The sequence below is a fragment of the Alcaligenes sp. NLF5-7 genome (assembly GCF_024266725.1).
In the GTDB taxonomy this organism is placed as follows: Bacteria; Pseudomonadota; Gammaproteobacteria; order Burkholderiales; family Burkholderiaceae_B; genus Alcaligenes; species Alcaligenes phenolicus.
Map to the genome: position 1 here is coordinate 314912 of NZ_CP100755.1, position 21674 is coordinate 336585.

Genomic DNA, 21674 nt, shown 5'->3' on the forward strand with positions numbered 1-21674 from the left:
CCAACAAGCACAGCAAAGACGCAGCGTGGGGGATTTTTATTGACTGTTATGAAACGTACTGCACAGCCCATCGGGCTTACCATGGGCGATGCCGCTGGCATAGGCCCGGAAATTATTGCCCGCCTGATTGTTGAAGGCCTGCCCCACCCCGCCGTAGTCTATGGCGATGCGGGTGCGCTGCGCCGTGCCCTGACACTGATTGGCGCCGACCAGGACTGGCACGTCGAGGAGGTGGAGCAGCCTGTTTGCACACCCAAGGGGCTCATTGCCGTCCTGAATCGCTGGCAAGCCCTGCCCGACGATCTGCCCTATGGCGAAGTTAACGCTCAGGCCGGACGCGGCGCCTACGAATACCTGTGCCACGCTATTGATGATGCCCAAGCCGGTCTGATCCGTGCCATCGTCACCGCCCCACTGAACAAGCTGGCCATGCAAAAAGGCGGTATCGATGCCCCTGGCCACACCGAGATTCTGGCCGAGCGCAGCCACACCGAGCACTACGCCATGATGCTGGCTAACGAACACTTGCGCTCCATTCTGGTCACCATTCACGAACCGCTGGCCCGTGTCCCCTCCCTGATTACTAAAGAACGCGTCTTGCAAACCATCCGGCTGGCACAGTTGGCCTGCACCCAGGCCGGGATCGCCAAGCCCCGTGTGGCGGTGGCAGGCTTGAACCCCCATGCCGGTGAGAGTGGCAAATTCGGCTCTGAGGATATTGAGCAGATCACACCGGCCATTGAACAAGCCTGCGCCGAAGGCATCCAGGCCAGCGGCCCCTGGCCCGGCGACACGATCTTCATGCGGGCTCGCCAAGGGGAGTTCGATATTGTGGTGGCCCAGTACCATGACCAAGGGCTGATTCCCATCAAGCTGCTGGGTCTGGACGAAGGCGTGAACGTGACAGTGGGCCTGCCCTTTATCCGCACCAGTGTCGACCACGGCACCGCGTACGACATTGCCGGACAGGGCAAGGCTGATGCCTCCTCCCTGGGCTATGCCTACCGTATGGCTCTTTCCATGAGCGCGCATCAAGCATGATCAAGCGCTTACCGATTGACCCGTTTTTGCTGAAGCTGTTTGCCACGGTTGCACTTGCCAGTCTGCTGCCTGCCCAAGGTTGGGGCGTGCCTCTGTTCCAACACATCACGCAGATCGCGATTGCCCTGCTGTTCTTTCTGCATGGTGCCCGCCTGTCTCGTGAGGCTATCTGGGGCGGCCTGTCCCACTGGCGTTTGCACCTGTTGATTCTGTCCGTCACCTTTGTGCTCTTCCCTATTCTGGGCAGCGGCGTGGCGGCTGTGCTGCGTCCCTGGCTAACCGACAATCTGTACCTGGGAATACTGTTTCTGGCTTGCCTGCCCAGCACCGTGCAGTCTGCCGTGGCGCTGACCGCAATGGCCAGAGGGAATGTGCCGGTGTCGATTTGCAGCGCCTCGGCCTCCACCTTGCTGGGCGTGTTCATCACTCCCTTGCTGGTCGGCATCATGCTGGCGGGTGCCACCAGCGCCCAGGCCACCGTGTCGCTGGAGGCGGTGGGCAAGATCATGCTGCAGCTATTTTTCCCCTTTGTCTTCGGGCATATGCTGCGTCCCGTGATCGGGGCCTGGGTCATGAAGCGTCAGCAACTACTGAAAGTCGTGGATCAAGGCTCGATTCTGCTGGTGGTGTATACGGCTTTTTCAGGCGCGGTGGTGGGCGGTCTGTGGTCCTCCACCCCATTGAGTGCCTTGGGACTGATTGTGCTGTCCAACGCCGTTCTGCTGACCTTGGCGCAAGTGCTGGCCTGGAACCTGGGGCGCTGGCTGGGCTTTTCTTTTGAGGACCGTGTCAGCCTGCTGATGTGTGGTTCCAATAAAAGCCTGAGCAGCGGCATCCCGATTGCCAATGTCATTTTCCCCAGTGCCATGGTCGGGCCTATCATCTTGCCGATCATGTTGTTTCACCAGTGGCAGCTACTGGTGTGTGCATGGCTGGCGAAACGGCTGGCGGCCCGGAGTGAAAACTAAGAGAACGACGAACCTCCTCGCCTGACTACCCATACACGCTGAACGATGAATAAAAAAGAGGCATACCAAGGTATGCCTCTTTTTTGTCCTGACATCTGGCAAACGGCCTCACAAGCCCGCGCACTGAAGCAGCCACTGTGCTTTTTAATTGGGCATGTAATCCAGAAAGCGCGTGCTGGCTCCGGCGAAGGTCAAGCGAACCGAACCAATAGGACCGTTACGCTGTTTACCAATAATAATTTCAGCCGTGCCTTTATCGGGCGAGTCCGGGTTGTAGACCTCGTCACGGTAAATAAACAAGATCAAGTCAGCATCCTGCTCAATAGCGCCGGATTCGCGCAAGTCACTCATCACTGGGCGCTTGTTGGGCCGTTGCTCCAGGCTTCGGTTCAACTGCGACAAAGCAATCAAGGGACAATTCAATTCTTTGGCCAGACCTTTCAAGGAACGACTGATTTCAGAAATTTCCGTTGCCCGGTTCTCGCCACCGCTTGAGGACATCAGCTGCAAGTAGTCGATGATGATCAAGCCCAGTTGGCCACACTGTCGTGCCAGACGTCGAGCCCGTGCACGCACTTCCATGGACGACAGGCCGGGCGTTTCATCAATGTAAATCTGGGCCTCCTGCACCTGCTGCACGGCATGTGTCAGACGTGGCCAATCGTCGGCTGTCAGCTTGCCGGTACGCATACGGTGCTGGTCCAGCAAACCGACCGAACCGACCATACGCATGGCCAACTGTACCGCGCCCATTTCCATGGAGAACACGGCAACGGGCAAACCCTGGGCAATCGCAACGTGCTCGCCAATATTCATGGAGAACGAAGTTTTACCCATGGAAGGACGACCCGCCACAATCACCAGGTCGCCTGGCTGCAAGCCTGACGTCATCTTGTCCAGGTCAATAAAGCCAGTTGGGACCCCGGTTACTTCCGAGTCGCCTTCGCGGTGATACAGCTCGTCAATACGTTCCACCACCTGGCTTAGCAGGGGCTGGATTTCCAGAAAGCCTTGCGAGCCACGCGCCCCTTCCTGGGCAATCTGAAACACACGGGTTTCCGCCTCGTCCAGAATCTGCCGGGCCTCCTTGCCCTGCGGATTGAAGGCGGCCGAGGAAATATCATCAGCCACGGTGACCAGCTTGCGCAGAGTGGAACGCTCGCGCACGATTTCGGCGTAGCGACGAATGTTAGCAGCCGATGGCGTGTTGTGAGCCAGCGCATTCAAATAGGCCAGCCCACCCACCTCTTCCTGCTTGCCTGCAACCGACAGGGACTCAAAGACCGTGACGACGTCAGCAGGACGGGCCAGACCAATCAAGCGGGTAATGTGTTGCCAGATCAGCTTGTGATCAAACCGATAAAAATCCTCGTCGGTGACAATATCGGCCACCCGGTCAAACGCGGCATTATCGAGCAACAAGCCACCGAGCACCGACTGCTCCGCCTCAATGGAATGAGGCGGGACCCTGAGGTAATCCAGCGTTGAATCGGATTTGGCTGACTTGCTTTCCATGCATATACCTTCAAATCAAGGAAAAAAATCGACGCCGCAGCCAACAGAATGTGTTGTGCGGGCTTGAACAGTATGTGTATCTGGGGTCAGAACAGTCAGGCTCAACAGCGTGCTGGGCTGACAGGACCGAATGCGGCAATACAGTCACGCCGCAGGCGTGCTGGCTCTCTTCAAACAGAATGAAGAGAAAACAAAAAAGCCGGCTTGCACCGGCTTTTTTGAGCTTGGCAGATACACTCCATGAAAGAATGTACCATGCGTCAACGCGCTAGTCTTAGGCTACGTCGCCTTGAACCACAACGTTGATTTCAGCGATCACGTCAGGGTGCAGAACAACCTGAACGGGGTACTCGCCAATGGCTTTCAGGTGACCGTCTGGCAGACGAACCTGAGTCTTGACCAGGTCGGCAAAGCCGGCATTTTGCAATGCATTGGCGATGTCCATGGTGGTCACGGAACCAAACAAACGACCGTCCACGCCGGCTTTTTGAACCAGGGTGAAAGCTTGGCCGTTCAACTTTTCGTTCTGAGCCTGAGCAGCGGCCAGCTTTTCAGCTTGCAGCTTTTCCAGTTCGGCACGGCGTGCTTCGAACTCTTGCAGAGCGGCAGCCGTAGCACGGCGAGCAACTTTGCGTGGCAGCAGGAAATTACGGGCGTAACCATCACGTACGCGCACAACGTCACCCAGATTACCCAGGTTGGCGACTTTTTCGAGCAAAATAACTTGCATGACTAAGGTTCCTCTGGATTATTTGTGGTTGTCGGTGTACGGCAACAGCGCCAGGAAACGAGCGCGCTTGACAGCGGTGTCCAGCTGACGCTGGTAGTGAGCTTTGGTGCCCGTCAAACGTGCAGGGATGATCTTGCCATTTTCCTGGATGAAATCACGCAGGGTGTCCAGATCTTTGTAATCAATTTCTTCAACGCCAGCGACGGTGAAGCGGCAGAATTTGCGGCGCTTGAACAGTGGGTTCTGTTGTGCAAATTTGCGTTTTTTGTCTTTGCCTCTACGGAAAGCCATTTTGTGCCTCGTTAGTAACCGGGCTATACCCGGAAGAATTCAGTGTGAAGCGAGGTGTTGAACACTTCGCGACGATCGAGCCAGACCAGTCAAACCGTAACAGAGCCTTGTCCCGGAAAGTGACGCTGATATTGCTGTACATGCAGCACCAGACGCGTCGAACCTTTACGGGCTGGGGCAATAAAACCTTGTAGCTGCAAACGGGCTCCCAAAGGAGTGTCTGCCAGACCCAATGCATTATTTCCCAAAGCCACTACCTGCATCGTCAAAGCGATTTGCCGGGAGTGACCGGCTTCCATTACGGAAGATTCGTGTTCCAGGACCAATTCCAGAGCTGGGACACCAGCCGGCGTATAACGCAAGGGCTTGATGTCGACAAGCTGACCGGCAAGAGAGAACTGGTTCACGTAGTCGGAGCTATTACTCTTCAGCTTGAGCTTCGGCTTCAGCGGCTGCAGGAGCGCTGGCTTCAGTACTTGCTTTACGTGCTTCTTCGCGTTCGACGGACTTCATCATGACCGAAGCGCCTTCAGGGGCTTTCTTCGTGCCAGCGATGAGGTAACGCAAGATAGCGTCGTTGTAGCGGAAGGAATGCTCCAGCTCGTCCAGGGTGGACTGACCGCATTCGATGTTCAGGCACACGTAGTGAGCCTTGACCAGTTTCTGGATTGGGTAAGCCAGTTGACGGCGGCCCCAGTCTTCCAGACGATGAATAGCACCGCCTTCGGAAGTAACAATCGCCGAATAGCGCTCGATCATGGCGGGCACTTGCTCGCTTTGATCGGGATGCACAATGAACACTACTTCGTAGTGACGCATGGAACAACTCCTTGTGGATATCGCCTACTACCCGCTGTAAAACCAGTCAGGCACCAAGCGCGACAGCCCGCCCATTCAATCCGGGTCGAGCAAGAAACCATAGATACTAGCACCAAGAAAGGCTGACTGACAAGCCGAAAGCCTTAGCCCTGCACGCTTGCGTAGGCAGAGTGATTATGAATCGACTCAAAATTCTCGGCTTCGATGCTATAACGCAACACTCCGGGCAAGCTGCGCACGCTGACGGCTACATCACGCACCAGATCTTCGACGAATTTGGGATTGTCGTACGCGTATTCGGTAACGTACTTTTCGTCAGTGCGCTTGAGCAAGCCCCACAGCTGACAGGACGCCTGCTCTTCAACCGATTTGATCAGCGTAGGCAAGTCCAGCGTAGCCGGATCCGCAAACACGGCCTGCACGGTAACGTGCGAGCGCTGATTATGCGCACCGTACTCCGAAATGGCCTTGGAGCACGGGCACAGGCTGGTAACCGGAACCAGTACGGACAACTCAAATTCGGGCTGGGCATCCACACCGACACGTGCTGTCCAGCTGACGGTGTAATCCATCAGGCTGGCCACACCGGATACGGGCGCCACTTTTTCCAGGAAAACGGGGAAGGTGGCTGTCATGTCGCCACGTCCGGCATTGAGCAAAGGCAACATGGCCTGGGCCATCTGCACAAAACCGGCGGGCGTCATGGCTTGACGGCGGTACTCTTCCAGCAAAGCGACAAAGCGCGACATATGGGTGCCTTTTTCTTCGGGCGGCAAGGCCACCGTCAACTCCCATTGCGCCACGGTGGGCACGGCCTGCCCCTGCAGGTCCAGCATCATCGGATGCCGCACCCCGCGCACACCCACGCGCTGAATCGCAACACGGCGTGTATCCGTGCTGCTTTGCACATCTGGCATGGCCAAAGGCGATTCCGACACTGTATTCATATCCATCAGGTTCAGCTACGACAGAGCCGCAACCGTAAATAAAAACAATAATGAATTATTATCTTACGCTTATCGCACACGAGGTTCGATAACCTTAATAAGAACGCGCATATTGGGGTATTTAAACCCTAAACTGTGCAGAAATTGCCTCACGCCTCAAGCAAACTTGAGAAACGTGCACGAATGGAGCGCTCGATGCCGGCGGCATCCAGACCCAGATCCTGAGCAATTTTCTTCTGATCGCCGTGGTCGATGAATTCGTCGGGGTAGCCCAGTTGCAATACCGGCATCACCAGCGCTTCACGACTGACAAACTCCAGCACCGCACTGCCTGCGCCCCCCATCAAACAGCCCTCTTCCACGGTAACAAATGCCTGATGGCCTTGTGCCAGCTCTTGCAGCAAGGCTTCGTCCATAGGTTTTACAAAACGCATGTCTACCGCGGTGGCATCCAGAACCTCGGCTGCTTTCAGCGCCTCGTGCAACACGGGACCAAAAGCCAGAATGGCCAGATTCTTGCCCTGACGGCGCAGATTGGCCTTGCCCAGCGGCACGGTATGGAGCTCCTGATCCACTTCAGCACCGATACCCGCTCCGCGCGGATAGCGCACCGAGCTGGGCCCTGGGTGCTGATAGCAACAGGTCAGCAACAAGCGGGTTTCGTTTTCGTCCGACGGCGTGGCCACCACCATGTTCGGAATGCAGCGCAGAAAGGCGATGTCGTAATTACCGGCATGCGTTGCCCCGTCTGCGCCCACAATACCGGCGCGATCCAGCGCAAAAGTGACATCCAGATTCTGCAGGGCTACATCATGAATCAGTTGATCGTAGCCGCGCTGCAAAAAGGTAGAGTAAATCGCCACAACCGGCTTCTGCCCTTCACAGGCCAAGCCACCGGCAAAGGTCACGGCGTGCTGTTCGGCAATGCCCACATCAAAATAACGACGGGGGAATTGTTGCTCGAACTCCACCATGCCACTGCCTTCACGCATGGCGGGAGTAATACCGTACAGACGTTGATCCTGCCTGGCCATATCGCACAACCACTGACCGAAAATCTGTGTAAAGGTAGGGCGCGGCTTGGTCGTAGGCGTGACCAAACCCACAGAAGGATCGAATTTGCCTGGACCGTGGTAGAGCACCGGATCGGCTTCAGCCAGCTTGTAGCCCTGCCCTTTACGGGTCACCACATGCAGGAACTGCAAACCACCCAGATCACGCAGATTGCTCAAGGTAGAGACCAGCGCATCCAGATCGTGACCATCAATCGGGCCCACGTAGTTAAAACCCAGCTCTTCAAACAGCGTGGCCGGAGACAGAATCCCCTTGGCGTGGCCTTCAAACTTGCGCGCCAGTTCCAGCACAGGCGGGACATGCTGCAAGACAGTACGGCCTACATTCTTGGCAGCGGCGTAGAACCGGCCCGACATCAGGCGGGCCAGATAATGATTCAAGGCGCCCACCGGCGGCGAGATCGACATGTCGTTGTCGTTCAACACCACCAGCACATTTACATCGGGCGTTACACCAGCATTGTTCAGGGCTTCAAACGCCATACCGGCCGTCATCGCGCCATCACCGATCACGGCAATGTGCTGACGCTCGATCCCGGCATTGCGCGAGGCCACGGCCATCCCCAGTACCGCGGAAATCGAGGTTGAGGAATGCGCCGTACCAAAGTCGTCGTACTCGGACTCGGAGCGCTTGGGAAAACCGGAGATGCCATCTTGCTGACGCAAACCACTCATCTGATCGCGGCGGCCTGTCAGAATCTTGTGCGGATAGGACTGGTGACCCACATCCCACACGATACGGTCGTGGGGAGTCTCGAACACATAGTGCAAGGCAGTGGTCAATTCAACCGTGCCCAGATTGGACGACAAATGCCCACCGGTTTTGGATACGGATTGCAGAACAAACTCGCGCAGTTGTCGTGCCAGCTCGGGAAGATCACGTTGATCAAGCTGGCGCAAGTCGGCGGGAGACTGGATCTGCTCTAGGGAAACGGTTGTCATACTAAAGACGTCTATCCGGGCAAATAAGTGAAACGACTGTCTAAAAACAATCGCCAATCGGCTATTGTAAAACGCTTCGCGGCCTGTGCCAAAGTAGCACAGGCCCGCGTCGCTTAATGATTGCGACCCACGATGTAATCAGCCAGTTGTGTCAGACGTGCCGCAGCAGGTCCCAAAGGACGCAAGGCCAACTGGGCCTGCTCATTCAGAGCACCGAGCAACTCGCGCGATCCGTCCATACCCAGGATGGAGACATAGGTGGGCTTGTTATCGGCGGCGTCTTTGCCAGCCGTCTTGCCCAGCGTGGCGGTATCAGCCGTCACATCCAGAATATCGTCCACGACCTGGAAGGCCAGACCCACAGCCTGGGCGTACTCTTCCAAACCATTACGCACGGTAGAGGAAGCACCCGCCACAATACCACCCAGCAAAACGCTGGCTTGCAACATGGCGCCGGTTTTCATGCTGTGCATCTCTTGCAACTGATCACGGTCCAGGGCAATGCCCACGCTGGCGCAATCAATAGCCTGACCACCGGCCATACCGGCACTGCCGGCGGCCTGCGCCAACTGGGTAATGGCTTGCACAATCAGCGCAGGGGCAATCGGCATTTGTGCCAATAACTCAAAGGCCAAGGGTTGCAAGGCATCGCCAGCCAGCATGGCGCAGGCTTCATCAAACTGAACATGGGTGGTCGGGCGACCACGACGCAATTTGTCGTCGTCCATGCACGGCAAATCATCGTGAACCAGCGAGTAGGCGTGGATCAATTCCACCGCTGCCGCTGCCAGCTCCAGGGCTTTCAATTGGGCAGCGGCCATGGGCTTGCCTTGCAAGGCAGCCTCACCGGCGGCATACACCAAGGCAGCGCGCACGCGCTTGCCACCACCCAGCACGGAGTAGCGCATGGCTTCGTGCAAACGAGCAGGTTCCTGGCTGACAGGGGGCAGCAATTGTTCCAGTACGGTCTCAGTCTGCTCAACCCGCGCCTGCAGCCAATCAGAAAAACTGGTAGAACTCATCTTAACTATCTCCAACAGCTTCATCCCCGGACAAGGGGCGCAGCAGATTGCCTTGCAATACGCTGACTTGTTCTTGTGCAAGGTCCAGCTTGCGCTGACACAATTGGGCTAACTCCACGCCCTGCTCGTAAGCCTGCAAAGCCTGCTCCAGCGGCAATGCCCCGCTTTCCATGCGAGCGACCAGCGCTTCCAGTTGTGCCAGAGCGGACTCGAAATCCTGCTGGGCTGGCGCCTGGGCGCTTTGATTATCATCGCGAGATTTAACCATAACTATTCCTGATCAATGAGGGCCGTCAGGACTGGCTGAGACCCAATTGGAAGTGGCATTGTACGGGAGGCGGCGGCTTGCTGCCCTTCCCAAGGAGTACTTTCTACTTTGGGACCGCTCCACAGCAAAAAAGCCGCTCCGGAGCGGCTTTCTCAGCACCAGAAACTCAGGGCGTTGAACTAGCTGCGCGCAACAGGTCGGCTGGCGTCACTGACCCATTCACTCCAGGAGCCGGGATAAATGCTGGAGCCAGACAAACCGGCCAACTCCATGGCAAAAAGATTGTGACAAGCTGTAATACCGGAACCACACTGGTGCACAACCATCTCTGCCGAAATCGCTCCCAGCAAGTCCTGAAACTCCTGGCGCAGCTGATCGGCCGGTTTGAAACGCCCCTGTTCACCCAGATTATTCAGATGCGACCGGTTAAGCGCATCGGGGATATGACCTGCGACCGGGTCCATCGGTTCCACGTCACCGCGATATCGCTCGGCAGCACGTGCGTCCAATACGGTAAAGATAGGTTTGGACAGGTTTTTCAGTACCTGCTCGGTCTGCACAGTAGGCATGGCAGCCTGCTCAGGCACACTCAATTTAGCAGCTGCTGGTACAGGCTTGGCCGGGCCGCTTTCTTCGGCTCCGCCCAACTGCTGCCAGGCCTGCCAGCCCCCATCCAGAATGGCGACTTGAGGATGCCCCAACCAGCGCAGCATCCACCACATATGGCTGGCGAATAAAGAACCTTGGGCGTCGTAGACCACGACCTGCATACCATCACGCAAGCCGTTTTTCTGCAAAAGCTGCGTCAGCTCCTGACGGCTGGGCAAAGGATGACGGCCATTCAGACCCGTCTTGGGTGCCGCCAGATCCAGCTCGTGATCCAGAAACACGGCACCCGGAATATGCCCCTGTTCGTAAGCGCGTCGCCCTGCCTGGTGGTCGGCCAAATCATGGCGTACATCCAGAATCAGCCACTCCGAATTATTCAGATTGGCCTGGACTTGCTCTGCGCTAATCAGAAATTCAAACACGTTCTGCCTCCTTGACGGGAGCCTGCTCCGCTGTCGCGGCCTGACCTCGCAAGATACGATCCTCGCTGTAGGTACGCCAGGCCGACAACAGACCAGACCCAATAATCAATGCCATACCTGCCCAGGCTAACCAGTCAGGCACATCCCCCCAGAAAGCAATGCCAATCAGGGCGGCGAAAATAATGGTGGTGTATTGCAAGGCTGCGGTCAACAAGGCCGAACCCAAGCCAAAAGCACGCGTCATGGTCAATTGCCCGAACAAACCGGACAGGCCCACGCCCAGCAAGGCCAACCACGCGCGCCAGCTCAGCTCGCGCCAGCCTTCCCACAAAAGTCCAACCAGGCTGGAACAGACGACAAAACAGGAGAACAGCAGCACGGTGCGCCATTCCGGCTCGCCAGAGCGCCCCAGAGCGCGTACCTGCATCATGGCCACCGCGCTCAAGGCGCCGGCACACAGGCCCAGCATGGCGGCCCACCATTGGTCTGGCGTAATGCTGGGGCGCAGGACACCGATCACGCCCATGAAGCCCAACAACACGGCAATCAGACGCACAGGGTCACGCTGGGTGCCCCCCCAGGCAAGCATCCAGAAAGCAATAAACAAGGGAGCGGTGTAGTTCAGGCTGACCGCGGTGGACAAGGGCAGATTAGCCAGAGCCAGAAAGCCCAGCCACATGGAACTGACCCCGGAGACATTACGCCGGATATGCAGTTTCCAGCTTTGAGGAGCCAGCCTCAAACCACGGCTTTTAGCCCAGAACACCAGAAGAAGAACCGAGGGCACACCCCGGAACAAAACAATTTGCGCCATCGACGCCCCGGCATCGGCGGACACTTTGACACAGGCCCCCATAATGGCAAACATGGCGCAGGCTACCAGCATCCATAATGACTGCATGTGATCAAACCAGGTTCAGTAATAAGGGAAAGCCACTACTATACTCCCCACCTTGTAAAAGTGGACCGGTAACCCCATATCCAGACCACTTACGCAACAGCAAGAACCTCGGCGCAAGAAACTATCTTGCCCGGAAGCTGACTAAAAGCTGAATATTTTATTTTAACGCCTGGAATCAAGGCTAAAATTCGCGCAGATCGTGTTCTCACGATCACGATTTTTTCTGTTACACCGGAATCCGCATTCATGAAACGAATTGTCCTTTTCTTAATCACCAACCTGGCCGTCATGCTGGTGCTCAGCGCCTCCATGAATATTTTGGGTGTGGGACGTTACCTGAACGCGCAAGGTCTGGACCTGACTCAATTGCTGATCTTCTCGGCTTTGGTCGGTTTTACCGGCGCCATTATCTCCTTGCTGATGAGCAAATGGATGGCCAAGCAAAGCGTGAACGCCCGTGTCATTGACCCGAATGCCCCCGCCAATGCCGAAGAGGCCTGGCTGGTCGATACCGTGCACCAACTGGCCGACCGTGCCGGTATTGGCCGCCCCGAAGTGGCCATTTACGAAGGCGAGCCCAATGCCTTTGCCACCGGCGCTTTCAAGAATGATGCTCTGGTCGCCGTGTCCACCGGCTTGCTGCGCGGCATGACCGAAGAAGAAGTCATGGCGGTGCTCGGCCACGAAGTTGCCCACATTGCCAATGGCGACATGGTCACCCTGACCCTGATCCAAGGCGTGGTGAACACCTTTGTGATCTTTCTGGCCCGTCTGGCCGGCTACTTTGTTGACCGCGTGCTACTGCGCAATGATCGCGACGTGGGCATGGGTTACTACGCCTCGGTCTTTGTGTTTGAGCTGATTTTTGGCGTGCTGGCCTCCATCATCGTGGCCTGGTTCTCGCGTCAGCGTGAATACCGTGCTGATGCCGGTTCCGCTCAGTTGCTGGGTTCGCGTCAGCCCATGATTCACGCGCTGGCCCGTCTGGGCGGCATGGCTCCTGGCGAACTGCCCAAGAACTTTGAAGCCTCCGGTATTTCGGGTGGTCGTTCGATCAGTGCGATCTTCGCCTCCCACCCTCCTATCGCTGCACGTATTCAGGCTTTGCAAAGCGCTCAATCAGTCTAAGATCCCAGGCGGCCTGAACGGCACAGCCAAATAAAACGCCCCAAAAGCACACAGGCTTTTGGGGCGTTTTTTATACCTTGGCGCAAACTTAGCGTATCGGCTGCCGGACAAAGGGCCACACACAGATCCAAACCTAATCAGCAAAGTGATATTCCAAAATATCGTCACCGAACTCATCACGCTGGCCGCTTTCGGTCCAGCCTAAATGACGATAGAAACCATAGGAGCGCACCTGAGGATCACTATTACAAGCCAGGAACAGGCGCGTAAAACCACGCCCCTGCAAGTCCTGCATCATCTGTGTCAGCAAACGACGGCCCAGACCCAGGCTTTCATAGTCGGGCAACAGCGCCAGCACCATGATCTCGCCGCTCTCGCTATCACCGAAGCAATAGCCAGCCATCTGCTCATCGACCAGGGCCACATAGCCGGGGCAACTACCATCCTCAATACCTGCGGCCCAGCTTTCGGCGGTAACTCCCAAGGCGGCCAGATCCTCTTCAGAAAAAGCATTTTCACGAGTCAGTCCCCGGATACGCAGGCATTCGCGGGCGTCATCAGGCACTGCAGCGCGCAAGACTATCTTGCTCATTCACTACTCCAATATAAAAAGGGCAATGACGGCAAATCATCACGTCATCGACCATACAAAAGACTTAAGGGGTGTCAGTGTTGAGTTGGCTCAACCACTGGGCAATGTCGCCCACGACCTGGGGCATGGCCGAGCTGCCATCGGCCTGCGTCATGACGTGGTCCAGATCGGAATAGCTGCGCCACACCACATGCGGGTTATCCACCAGTGCCACCATCTGGGCAGCGGCTTGCGGCGAGACCGAGGTATCGCGCCCGGACTGAATCACCAGAGTGGGGATAGCAATCCGTCGCAGCACCTCGGCCTGATCCAGATTCAGCATCTGCTGCCACCAATCGCGTCCATGTCCGCTCATCCGAGTATCCAAGCCGGCCCTGGCCTGCCTCAAAAATTCGCCCAAGCCATCAAGCATGGCTTGCTTGTCGGCAGCCGGCATCTCTTGGATCGAGGCGCTATAGAGCACATCATCCTGGAACCAGCGCCCGCCGCCATTAAAACTGATGGCCGCATCCAGATGCGAAGTCTGGGCCGCCAGCAAATGAACAATCACCGCTCCCTCGCTGCCACCCAAGGCAAAAAGCTTGTCATAGCGGGTCTGACTTTGCAGCTGTTTTAAAACCGCCTCCAGATCAGCCACACGCTGTTGGGGCTGGTCGCGCTGAATATAGTCTGTCGGGCAGTCGCTACGCTCGGGATCGTCGCTATCAGGCAGCGCGGCCGTCAGCGCATATTTTTCCACCGCCAGCACCTGGGCTTGTGGACGAGCCTTGGCCAGGGTTTCCCAAACAACTTTCTTGTGCGCCACGCTATTGCAATCCGAGCCTTGCACAATCAGAAGCAGCTCATGCACACCTTCTTGAGGGGCGATGGCAGGCTGGACATAATAATGAATGGTGCTGCCATCTGCACGCGCCAATTCATGTGGCTGCGCTTGAGCATAAGCCTGGCTGCCCACGCCCCCAGAGATAGCAAGGCCCGCCAGGCGGGCCAGAGAAATTGAATAATCCATGCCGCACTGTGGCACAGAATGATGAAGATTTGATGGAGAAAAATGGCGGACTCGCCGCCATGAAAAGGGACCAGCCAGCAAAGAGCTGACCTGACCGGGGGAGACATCAAGCCATCACACCCTTTGCTGGCTGGTGTCCCGCCGCCGGTCGCCATTTGCCCAAAAAGACGACCGGACTGGCAAGACTCAAGGCTTCATGGGATTGGTCTTTTCCGGATTGATTTGATAGCGCTGCAAAGCATCGCTAACCAACGAGCGTGGCACCGAACCTTCGTCGGCCAAGGCCTTCAAGGCCGAGACCACGATAAAGTGCCGGTCCACTTCAAATCCGTGGCAACCACAATCGGGCCTGCATGCCCTTCCAGGCAAGACTGCACATAAGGGATACGCGGCTCGCTTTCCGGGTGCAAGGTGTTCCAGCGCTCCGTATCCAGGCCATCACGACGCAGTTGGTTCAGGCTGGGCGCATTCCACACATCGCTGGCCACACCAAAGTCCTCTTGCAGCAACTGTGCGGCAGCCAGCACCTCCATCAAGATAGAGCCACTGCCCATCAACTGCACACGCGGGGCCTTGGCTTTTTGCTGCGGTCCCGCCTGCAAGAGATACAGCCCTTTGATAATGCCCTGCTCCACCCCTTCCGGCATCTCGGGATGCGGGTAGTTTTCATTGAGCACGGTAATGTAATAGAACACGTCCTCCTGATCCTGATACATGCGACGAACACCATCCTGCATGATCACGGCCAGCTCATAGGAGAAGGTGGGGTCAAAAGAGCGGAATCGTGGGCACACCGTGATTGCTGTAGGCCGTGCCTGCTGCAATCCAGGAGGAGATTGCCCCGGACTCATTCAGGCCTTCCTGCAAGATCTGCCCGTCCTTGGCTTCTTTGTAATAGCTCAACTGGCCAGCATCCTGTGGCGTGTACAACTGCCCTAAATAAGAGTGGATACCAATCTGGCGGAACAGACCTTCCATCCCGAAGGTGCGCGATTCATCCGGCACGATGGGCACAATCAATTTGCCCAGCACCGGGTCTTTCAACAAGGTGCTCAAAATACGCACAAAGGCCATGGTCGTGGACAGACCACGCTCGCCCGTACCCTTCAACTGTGCGGCAAAACTGTCCAGTGCGGGAACAGCCAAGGCCGGAACGGAAGTTCTGCGCGATGGCACAAAACCGCCCAGAGCAGCACGACGTTGCTGCAAGTAAACCGCTTCCGGGCTGCCTGGCTCGGGGCGCAGATAAGGCAAGGCTTCCAGTTGCTCGTCCGAAACAGGTAGCAGGAAACGATCCCGGAAAGCACGCACGGCATCCGCGCTCATTTGCTTGAGCTGGTGATTGATGTTCTGGCCTTCACCGGCCTCGCCCATACCAAAACCCTTCACGGTTTTCACCAGAATTGCGGTCGGTCCGCCATGGCTGTTACGTGCTGCTTGGGCATAAGCGGCGTAGACCTTGTCAGGATCGTGACCACCACGGGCCAGGGCCCAGATGTCGTCGTCCGACAAATCCGCTACCAGTTCCAGCCACTCAGTCGTCTCTTGCGGGTCCTCATCTGCGATCTGCAAAGCGTGATTCATAACAATCTCCAGGTGGATAGGCCGGATCCGCCACGCGACGTCCTCACGGCCTGAACAAGACGCAGGGCAGGACAGACCCTCACCCATACGATTGCAATTGCAACTAAAAAATAAATTCCTGGGGGAAAGAACGATGAGTCGCTCCGACACGGATCTGTGGTTTTCCTTTGTGCGCGCGCACCGCAGCATCCTGAAAGAAATCGAACGCAGACTGGCTGCCGAAAAGTTGCCACCCTATGCCTGGTACGACGTGTTGTGGGGACTGGAAAGCGGACCGGAGGGGACCCGTCGCATGCATGAGCTGGCCGATCGACTGGTCATAGAACGCTATAACCTGACGCGACTGATCGACCGGCTGGAAGCCCAGGGGCTGGTCCAGCGCAGTCGTTCCTCGGAAGATGGTCGGGCCGCCTTTGCCAGCATCACGGATGAAGGCCGGGCCTTGCGCAAACAGATGTGGCAGATCTACCAAAGCGCTGTGCAGGAGCTGTTTCTGTCGGCCTTTTCCGATCAGGAACAAACGCAGTTTGCACACGGGCTGGATCAGGCTGCCCGACAAGCGCGGCAATCCTCCAACACCTAGATGTGTCTAACTGATACCTGAGGCTCACGCTTGTAAGAGGCGCTGGGCTATTATTTAGCAATGAAAGAAATCTTCGCACTTCTCGATTTCGGGGGTTATATCGCCTTGCTCCTGTGGGGTATCCACATGGTGCAAAGCGGTGTGCAACGCGCCTTTGGTGCTGAGCTGGGCGTCTGGATGGGCCATGCCCTGGGCCGCCCCCGCCGCGCCTTTTTTGCGGGTGCGGCCATTACCGCCGCCATTCAAAGCAGTACCGCCACCGGACTGATGATTACCAGCTTTGCCGCCACTGGCATGGTTGCCCTGGTTCCAGCCCTGGCCGCCATGCTGGGCGCCAATGTGGGCACGACGCTGATCGTGCAACTGCTGTCCTTCAAAATGACCGCGCTGGCCCCGGCCCTGATTCTTCTGGGCGTCTGGCTGTTCCGCTCGCAGGAGCCTGGACGCCGTCGTGACCTGGGTCGCGTCTTTATTGGTCTGGGCCTCTTGCTGCTGTCCCTGCATGAACTGGTGGGCTTGTTCTCCCCCATTCAGGACGCCCCCCTGCTGCAAACCATTCTGGAAGCGCTGGCAGGCAGTCCCATGACGGGCATGCTGCTGGCCGCTCTGCTGACATGGGCCGCGCACTCCAGTGTGGCCATTGTGGTGCTGATCATCTCGCTGGCCAGTCACCAGCATATGGACCCGCAACTGACCTACGCATTGGTGCTGGGTGCCAATGTGGGTACCGCCATCAACCCGATTCTGGAAGGGGCTGGCGGCTCCAAGGACCCAGCCAACAAACGTCTGCCCATCGGCAACTTGGGCACACGTGTGTTTGGTTGTCTGGTCGGCATGATTTTGCTGCCCTGGATTCCGGATTTGATGAGCTGGTTCACCAATGATCCAGCTCGTGCTGTGGCCAACTTCCATACCTTCTTCAACCTGGCCGTGGCAGCCTTGTTCCTGCCTTTACTCAAACCCTATTCGCGTCTGCTGAGCCGTTATCTGCCCCGCCGCACCGACCCGGATGATCCCGGCCTGCCCTTGTATCTGGACCAGTCCGCTCAGGAAGTGCCTGCCGTGGCCTTGGGCAATGCAGCGCGTGAGGCGTTACGTCTGTCCGATATGCTGCAGGAAATCCTGGATACGGCTCGCCAGAACATGCTGAACAATAGCGCCCAAAGCATTAACCATGCGCGCTATATCAGCAATGCCGTCAACCGTCTGGAGCCGCTGATCACCACTTATCTGGCCAGTATGGACCAGGAAAACCTCAGCAAGAAGGATACCCGTCGTCTGAACGATATTCTGACGTTCTCCACCAATATCTCGCACGCCGCCACGATCAGCGTCAATGGCTTGCTCAGCCACACGGCCAAGCTGCGTAAACAAGGCTGGATACTGCAATCGGAAGAACAGGCCGAAATCGGCAAAGTCATGGACAGGCTGATTCGCAACCAGCGTCAGGCAGCAGCCCTGTTTGTGGCCGAAGATGTAAAAACCGCCCGCTTCCTGGCCTTTGAAAAAGACTTCTTCCGCGAACTGGAAGTGGCGGCGGGAGACCGTCATATTCGCAAGATCAAGGCCGGTCAGCTGGACTCCGCCGAGCAGGGCTCCTTGTACCTGGAGATTTTGCGCGACGTGCGTACCATCAACTCCTATCTGGTCAGCGCCGCCGCCTATCCAATTCTGGCCAAGCACGACGAGTTGCTGCCCAACCGAGTGCGCTCCAACGAGGAATAAACAGACTGCAGCCAGGCGGTGAAAACAAGCCACTCTGCTACTTAAAAAAAAGGCGACCATCAGGTCGCCTTTTCCTTTAGCTTGCCAGGAAGCCTTAGTGAGCCTGTTCCCAGTTATCACCCACGCCGACTTCAGCCACCAGCGGCACATCCAGCTTGGCTACATTGCACATCAGGCCCGGCAGGTTTTCACGCAGAACATCCAGCTCGTCTTCGGGTACATCGAATACCAGCTCGTCATGTACCTGCATCACCATCTGCGTGCGCAGCCCTTTTTCTTCCAGCCAGCGCTGCACAGCCACCATGGCCATCTTGATCAGGTCGGCCGACGTGCCCTGCATTGGCGCGTTAATGGCGGCACGCTCTGCACCGGCCATGCGTGGCCCTTTCGCGCCCTTCAATTCAGGTAGCCACAGACGGCGACCAAACACGGTTTCCACATAACCCTGCTCATGCGCCTGCGCCTTGATGCGCGTCATGTAGCTGGCCACGCCAGGATAGCGGGCGAAGTAGCGATCAATATAGGCACGGGCTGCATCACGAGTAATGCCCAGATTGCTGGCCAGACCAAATTCGCCCATGCCGTAGATCAGACCAAAGTTGATCGCCTTGGCCGCACGACGCTGGTCCGAGCTGACGTCCTTGGCATCCACACCGAAGATCTCGGCAGCGGTTGCCGTGTGCACGTCCCCACCCTGCTCAAACACCTGCTGCAGATTCTCGTCGCCCGATACATGGGCCATGACACGCAATTCGATCTGGGAATAGTCAGCCGACACCACTTTGCCCAGTTCAGACACGAAAGCGGCGCGAACACGGCGGCCTTCTGCGGTACGCACAGGAATGTTCTGCAAGTTGGGATCGGAGGAAGCCAGACGTCCGGTAATGACGGCAGCCTGTGCATAACGGGTATGCACACGGCCACTGTCCGGGTTCACCATTTTGGGCAGTTTGTCCGTATAGGTGGACTTGAGCTTGGCCAGGCCACGATATTCCAGCAGTACCTGGGGCAAGGGGTAATCCTGAGCCAAACGGGTCAGCACATCCTCATCAGTAGAGGGGGCACCGCTGGCGGTTTTACGAACCACCGGAATACCCAGCTTGCCGAACAGAATCTCGCCCACTTGCTTGGGGGAGTTCATATTGAAAGGTTGGTCGGCCAGTTCGTAAGCCTTGTTTTCCAGTTCCAGCATTTTCTGGCCCAGCTCGTGGCTTTGGCGCGCCAGAGTAGGCACATCAATCTTGACGCCATTGCGCTCCACAATGGTCAGCACGTCTGACGCCTGCACTTCCAGCAAATAGATACGCTCCAGCCCCTCTTCCCTGGCTACTTGAGGGCGCAGGCACTGATGCAGACGCAAGGTGTAATCCGCGTCTTCACAAGCGTATTGCGAGGCCACAGGAATATCCACCTCGTCAAAGCTGATCTGCTTGGCCCCCTTGCCGCAAATATCCTCGTAAGAGGCGCCTTTCAGACCCAACCATTGCAAGGCCAGCTCTTCCATGCTGACACGCTTGTGCGATTGCAGAACATAAGCCTGCAACATGGTGTCCTCGCGAATACCGCGCAGGCTGACTTTTTCATTCAGCAGGACATGGGTATCGTATTTGGCGTTATGCAGGACCTTGGCCGCCTCTGCGCTTTCCAACCAGGGGCGCAGCGTTTCCAAGACATAGTCTTTATCCAGCTGTTCTACATCCAGCGAGCCACGATGAGCCACCGGCACATAAAAAGCCTGCCCCGCCTTGACCGACACCGACAGGCCCACCAGACGCGCTATCAAGGGGTCCAGGGAGGTGGTTTCAGTATCCAAGGCCACCAGCTCGGCTTTTTCCAGCAGGCTTAGCAGGGTCTGTAGTTGTTCTTTCGTCGTGACGGTCTGGTAATCCAGCTCGGCAGGCGCAGCAGGTGTTTCAGCCTCGACACGGGCATCCTGGGCGGGAACGCGTTTGGGATCATCCGTCAATTCACGCAACCAGCTGCGGAAACCGAAGGTCTCGTAGATATCCTGCAACACGGCGTTGTCGCGGGGCTCTGGCTCCAGCGCCTCGAAATCCCCCGTAAACCCAGGCACTTCGCAATCAAGTTTGACGGTGACCAGTTTGCGCGTCATTTCAAAGTTGGAGCTGAAGTCGCGCAGATTCTGGCCGGCCACCCCCTTGATTTTGTCGGCATGCTGCAACAGTTCATCCAGACTGCCATATTCGCCCAACCACTTGGCAGCCGTCTTGGGCCCCACCTTGGGAACGCCGGGAATATTGTCCGAGGTGTCGCCAATCAACATCAAATAATCGATAATCTGATCTGGGCGTACCCCATACTTGCTGGTAACGCCTTCTACATCCAGCTTCTCGTTACTCATGGTGTTGACCAGCTGCACATGCTCATTGACCAGCTGGGCCAGGTCCTTGTCCCCGGTAGACACCACGGTCTCGATGCCATTTTCTGCCGCCAGACGGGAAAGCGTGCCGATGATATCGTCGGCCTCTACGCCAGGCTGACAAATCAGATGCCAGCCCATGGCGCGTACCGCTTTATGAATAGGCTCTATTTGCACCGCCATATCTTCGGGCATGGAGGGCCGGTTAGCCTTGTATTGATCGTACAGATCGTCCCGGAATGTGCGGCCTTTGGCATCAAATACGCATACCATATAGTCCGCTTGATAATCCTGTAGCAGACGGCGCAGCATATTGATGACCCCGTACAAGGCGCCTGTGGGCTGGCCTTGCGCGTTTCGCAGATCGGGCATCGCATGGTACGCTCGGTACAGATAGCTGGAACCATCAACGAGCAACAAGGTTTTTTTCATGTCTAACAATAAAATCGTCCGTTTACCGGCCTCTGAGCAGATTCCTACCATCATGAAGGAGCTGCAAACTGCGGTCGATACATTAAAAGAAATGGGTGCTGGCGTTAGTGTTTTCGGCAGCGCACGCATCAAACCCGGTCATCCTTACTACGAACTGGCCCAGGAACTGGGCCGTCGTCTGGCCGAAGCGGGCGTCACCCTGATTGCTGGCGGTGGCCCTGGCCTGATGGAAGCCGCCAATAAAGGCGCGTACGAAGCAGGCGGGCAAAGTATTGGCCTGAATATACGCTTGCCTCACGAAACCACCAACAACCCTTACCAGACACAAAGTCTGCAGTTCGAGTACTTCTACTCGCGCAAGGCCACCTTTTTCATGCACAGCTGGGCCTACATTGCCCTGCCTGGCGGTTTCGGTACCCTGGACGAGCTGTTTGAAGTCATGACCCTGGTTCAAACAGGCAAAGTCCCACCCGCACCCATTGTACTGATCGGCACTTCCTTTTGGTCCGGCCTGATCGAATGGATTGGTGACCAATTGATGGAGATGGGCCTGATTGGTCCGAAAGACCTGAATTTGCTGGTCCTGACCGACGATCTGGACGAGGTCATGGGCTACATCAACCAGTGCTGCGTACTGCCTAGGGCGGAACCCGCATTGCCCCAGTAAGGCGTACGGGTTAAATTTGCAGTCTT

General features: G+C 56.8%; 21 protein-coding genes and 1 pseudogene. 6 read left to right on the plus strand and 16 right to left on the minus strand.

Annotated elements, in window-relative coordinates; genetic code table 11:
• Positions 1-48 precede the first annotated feature (48 nt).
• Both pdxA and MID00_RS01535 read left to right on the plus strand, forming a co-directional pair.
• Positions 49-1041 carry a 4-hydroxythreonine-4-phosphate dehydrogenase PdxA gene (gene pdxA, locus MID00_RS01530; RefSeq protein WP_009457568.1) on the plus strand — a complete coding sequence of 331 codons (993 nt, stop codon included), beginning with the start codon at positions 49-51 and terminating at the stop codon, positions 1039-1041.
• A complete protein-coding gene (locus MID00_RS01535; protein ID WP_022983571.1) occupies positions 1038-2009 on the plus strand; it encodes a bile acid:sodium symporter family protein in 972 nt (323 codons plus the stop codon). The genes pdxA and MID00_RS01535 overlap by 4 nt, the downstream gene beginning before the upstream one ends.
• Before the next feature lie 144 nt (positions 2010-2153).
• Here the strand turns inward: MID00_RS01535 and MID00_RS01540 are convergent, their stop codons facing one another.
• The 12 genes from MID00_RS01540 to MID00_RS01595 all read right to left on the minus strand — a co-directional run bounded on the left by MID00_RS01540 (position 2154) and on the right by MID00_RS01595 (position 11796).
• Positions 2154-3524, minus strand: a complete 1371-nt coding sequence (locus MID00_RS01540; protein ID WP_009457570.1) for a replicative DNA helicase — start codon at positions 3522-3524, stop codon at positions 2154-2156.
• Positions 3525-3798: 274 nt separating this feature from the next.
• Positions 3799-4254, minus strand: coding sequence for a 50S ribosomal protein L9 (gene rplI / locus MID00_RS01545; RefSeq protein WP_009457571.1), 456 nt, complete (start codon positions 4252-4254; stop codon positions 3799-3801).
• Between the two features lie 18 nt (positions 4255-4272).
• Complete coding sequence (gene rpsR / locus MID00_RS01550) at positions 4273-4545, minus strand: 30S ribosomal protein S18 (RefSeq protein ID WP_003802444.1); 273 nt, start codon at positions 4543-4545, stop codon at positions 4273-4275.
• 89 nt (positions 4546-4634) lie between these two features.
• Positions 4635-4952, minus strand: a complete 318-nt coding sequence (gene priB / locus MID00_RS01555; protein WP_009457572.1) for a primosomal replication protein N — start codon at positions 4950-4952, stop codon at positions 4635-4637.
• A gap of 13 nt (positions 4953-4965) precedes the next feature.
• Positions 4966-5364, minus strand: coding sequence for a 30S ribosomal protein S6 (gene rpsF, locus MID00_RS01560; protein WP_009457573.1), 399 nt, complete (start codon positions 5362-5364; stop codon positions 4966-4968).
• A 143-nt stretch (positions 5365-5507) separates the two neighbouring features.
• Positions 5508-6311 (minus strand): GTP cyclohydrolase FolE2, encoded by an 804-nt coding sequence (gene folE2, locus MID00_RS01565; RefSeq protein ID WP_022983570.1) that lies wholly within the window; start codon positions 6309-6311, stop codon positions 5508-5510.
• Between the two features lie 149 nt (positions 6312-6460).
• Positions 6461-8326, minus strand: coding sequence for a 1-deoxy-D-xylulose-5-phosphate synthase (dxs, locus tag MID00_RS01570; RefSeq protein WP_254499576.1), 1866 nt, complete (start codon positions 8324-8326; stop codon positions 6461-6463).
• Between the two features lie 113 nt (positions 8327-8439).
• On the minus strand, positions 8440-9348 hold the full coding sequence (locus MID00_RS01575; RefSeq protein ID WP_022983568.1) for a polyprenyl synthetase family protein: 909 nt from the start codon (positions 9346-9348) through the stop codon (positions 8440-8442).
• A 1-nt stretch (position 9349) separates the two neighbouring features.
• Positions 9350-9616: an exodeoxyribonuclease VII small subunit gene (locus MID00_RS01580; protein WP_003802451.1), complete on the minus strand. Its 267-nt coding sequence runs from the start codon at positions 9614-9616 to the stop codon at positions 9350-9352.
• Between the two features lie 179 nt (positions 9617-9795).
• Positions 9796-10635, minus strand: coding sequence for a sulfurtransferase (locus MID00_RS01585; RefSeq protein ID WP_254500285.1), 840 nt, complete (start codon positions 10633-10635; stop codon positions 9796-9798).
• A 4-nt stretch (positions 10636-10639) separates the two neighbouring features.
• Positions 10640-11548 (minus strand): DMT family transporter, encoded by a 909-nt coding sequence (locus MID00_RS01590; protein ID WP_250756911.1) that lies wholly within the window; start codon positions 11546-11548, stop codon positions 10640-10642.
• An 89-nt stretch (positions 11549-11637) separates the two neighbouring features.
• Entirely contained in the window at positions 11638-11796 is a 159-nt protein-coding gene (locus MID00_RS01595; protein WP_155624324.1) for a hypothetical protein, read from the minus strand.
• Between MID00_RS01595 and htpX the strand changes: the two genes are divergently transcribed.
• Entirely contained in the window at positions 11795-12676 is an 882-nt protein-coding gene (gene htpX / locus MID00_RS01600; RefSeq protein WP_009457574.1) for a protease HtpX, read from the plus strand. The two genes, MID00_RS01595 and htpX, sit on opposite strands and share 2 nt — an antisense overlap.
• Before the next feature lie 133 nt (positions 12677-12809).
• On the opposite strand, the gene MID00_RS01605 is transcribed toward htpX, so the two are convergent.
• The 3 genes and pseudogenes from MID00_RS01605 to aceE form a co-directional block, all read right to left on the minus strand.
• A complete protein-coding gene (locus tag MID00_RS01605; RefSeq protein ID WP_009457575.1) occupies positions 12810-13268 on the minus strand; it encodes a GNAT family N-acetyltransferase in 459 nt (152 codons plus the stop codon).
• A 64-nt stretch (positions 13269-13332) separates the two neighbouring features.
• Entirely contained in the window at positions 13333-14277 is a 945-nt protein-coding gene (locus MID00_RS01610; RefSeq protein ID WP_254499577.1) for an alpha/beta hydrolase, read from the minus strand.
• Between the two features lie 186 nt (positions 14278-14463).
• Positions 14464-15813, minus strand: a pseudogene (gene aceE, locus MID00_RS01615) (pyruvate dehydrogenase (acetyl-transferring), homodimeric type); the annotation flags it as partial.
• Positions 15814-15994: 181 nt separating this feature from the next.
• On the opposite strand from aceE, the gene MID00_RS01620 reads away from it, so the two are divergent.
• Entirely contained in the window at positions 15995-16444 is a 450-nt protein-coding gene (locus MID00_RS01620) for a MarR family winged helix-turn-helix transcriptional regulator (RefSeq protein ID WP_035270761.1), read from the plus strand.
• Between the two features lie 60 nt (positions 16445-16504).
• Positions 16505-18169 (plus strand): Na/Pi cotransporter family protein, encoded by a 1665-nt coding sequence (locus MID00_RS01625; RefSeq protein WP_026484327.1) that lies wholly within the window; start codon positions 16505-16507, stop codon positions 18167-18169.
• A 94-nt stretch (positions 18170-18263) separates the two neighbouring features.
• On the opposite strand, the gene polA is transcribed toward MID00_RS01625, so the two are convergent.
• The gene (gene polA / locus MID00_RS01630) at positions 18264-20981 is read right to left on the minus strand and encodes a DNA polymerase I (RefSeq protein ID WP_009457588.1); all 2718 of its coding nucleotides are present in this window, start codon (positions 20979-20981) and stop codon (positions 18264-18266) included.
• Between polA and MID00_RS01635 the strand changes: the two genes are divergently transcribed.
• On the plus strand, positions 20980-21648 hold the full coding sequence (locus MID00_RS01635) for a TIGR00730 family Rossman fold protein (RefSeq protein ID WP_009457591.1): 669 nt from the start codon (positions 20980-20982) through the stop codon (positions 21646-21648). The genes polA and MID00_RS01635 overlap by 2 nt on opposite strands.
• Positions 21649-21674: the final 26 nt, after the last annotated feature.

Excerpts from the sequence above, each read along its gene's own strand:
- MID00_RS01595 (WP_155624324.1), bottom strand. The coding sequence starts at position 11,796 with ATGAATGCGGATTCCGGTGTAACAGAAAAAATCGTGATCGTGAGAACA.
- folE2 (WP_022983570.1), bottom strand. The coding sequence starts at position 6,311 with ATGAATACAGTGTCGGAATCGCCTTTGGCCATGCCAGATGTGCAAAGC.
- htpX (WP_009457574.1), top strand. The coding sequence starts at position 11,795 with ATGAAACGAATTGTCCTTTTCTTAATCACCAACCTGGCCGTCATGCTG.
- MID00_RS01635 (WP_009457591.1), top strand. The coding sequence starts at position 20,980 with ATGTCTAACAATAAAATCGTCCGTTTACCGGCCTCTGAGCAGATTCCT.
- MID00_RS01610 (WP_254499577.1), bottom strand. The coding sequence starts at position 14,277 with ATGGATTATTCAATTTCTCTGGCCCGCCTGGCGGGCCTTGCTATCTCT.
- MID00_RS01625 (WP_026484327.1), top strand. The coding sequence starts at position 16,505 with ATGAAAGAAATCTTCGCACTTCTCGATTTCGGGGGTTATATCGCCTTG.
- MID00_RS01535 (WP_022983571.1), top strand. The coding sequence starts at position 1,038 with ATGATCAAGCGCTTACCGATTGACCCGTTTTTGCTGAAGCTGTTTGCC.
- rplI (WP_009457571.1), bottom strand. The coding sequence starts at position 4,254 with ATGCAAGTTATTTTGCTCGAAAAAGTCGCCAACCTGGGTAATCTGGGT.
- MID00_RS01605 (WP_009457575.1), bottom strand. The coding sequence starts at position 13,268 with ATGAGCAAGATAGTCTTGCGCGCTGCAGTGCCTGATGACGCCCGCGAA.
- dxs (WP_254499576.1), bottom strand. The coding sequence starts at position 8,326 with ATGACAACCGTTTCCCTAGAGCAGATCCAGTCTCCCGCCGACTTGCGC.
- rpsR (WP_003802444.1), bottom strand. The coding sequence starts at position 4,545 with ATGGCTTTCCGTAGAGGCAAAGACAAAAAACGCAAATTTGCACAACAG.
- MID00_RS01590 (WP_250756911.1), bottom strand. The coding sequence starts at position 11,548 with ATGCAGTCATTATGGATGCTGGTAGCCTGCGCCATGTTTGCCATTATG.
- pdxA (WP_009457568.1), top strand. The coding sequence starts at position 49 with ATGAAACGTACTGCACAGCCCATCGGGCTTACCATGGGCGATGCCGCT.
- polA (WP_009457588.1), bottom strand. The coding sequence starts at position 20,981 with ATGAAAAAAACCTTGTTGCTCGTTGATGGTTCCAGCTATCTGTACCGA.
- MID00_RS01540 (WP_009457570.1), bottom strand. The coding sequence starts at position 3,524 with ATGGAAAGCAAGTCAGCCAAATCCGATTCAACGCTGGATTACCTCAGG.
- MID00_RS01620 (WP_035270761.1), top strand. The coding sequence starts at position 15,995 with ATGAGTCGCTCCGACACGGATCTGTGGTTTTCCTTTGTGCGCGCGCAC.
- MID00_RS01580 (WP_003802451.1), bottom strand. The coding sequence starts at position 9,616 with ATGGTTAAATCTCGCGATGATAATCAAAGCGCCCAGGCGCCAGCCCAG.
- MID00_RS01575 (WP_022983568.1), bottom strand. The coding sequence starts at position 9,348 with ATGAGTTCTACCAGTTTTTCTGATTGGCTGCAGGCGCGGGTTGAGCAG.
- rpsF (WP_009457573.1), bottom strand. The coding sequence starts at position 5,364 with ATGCGTCACTACGAAGTAGTGTTCATTGTGCATCCCGATCAAAGCGAG.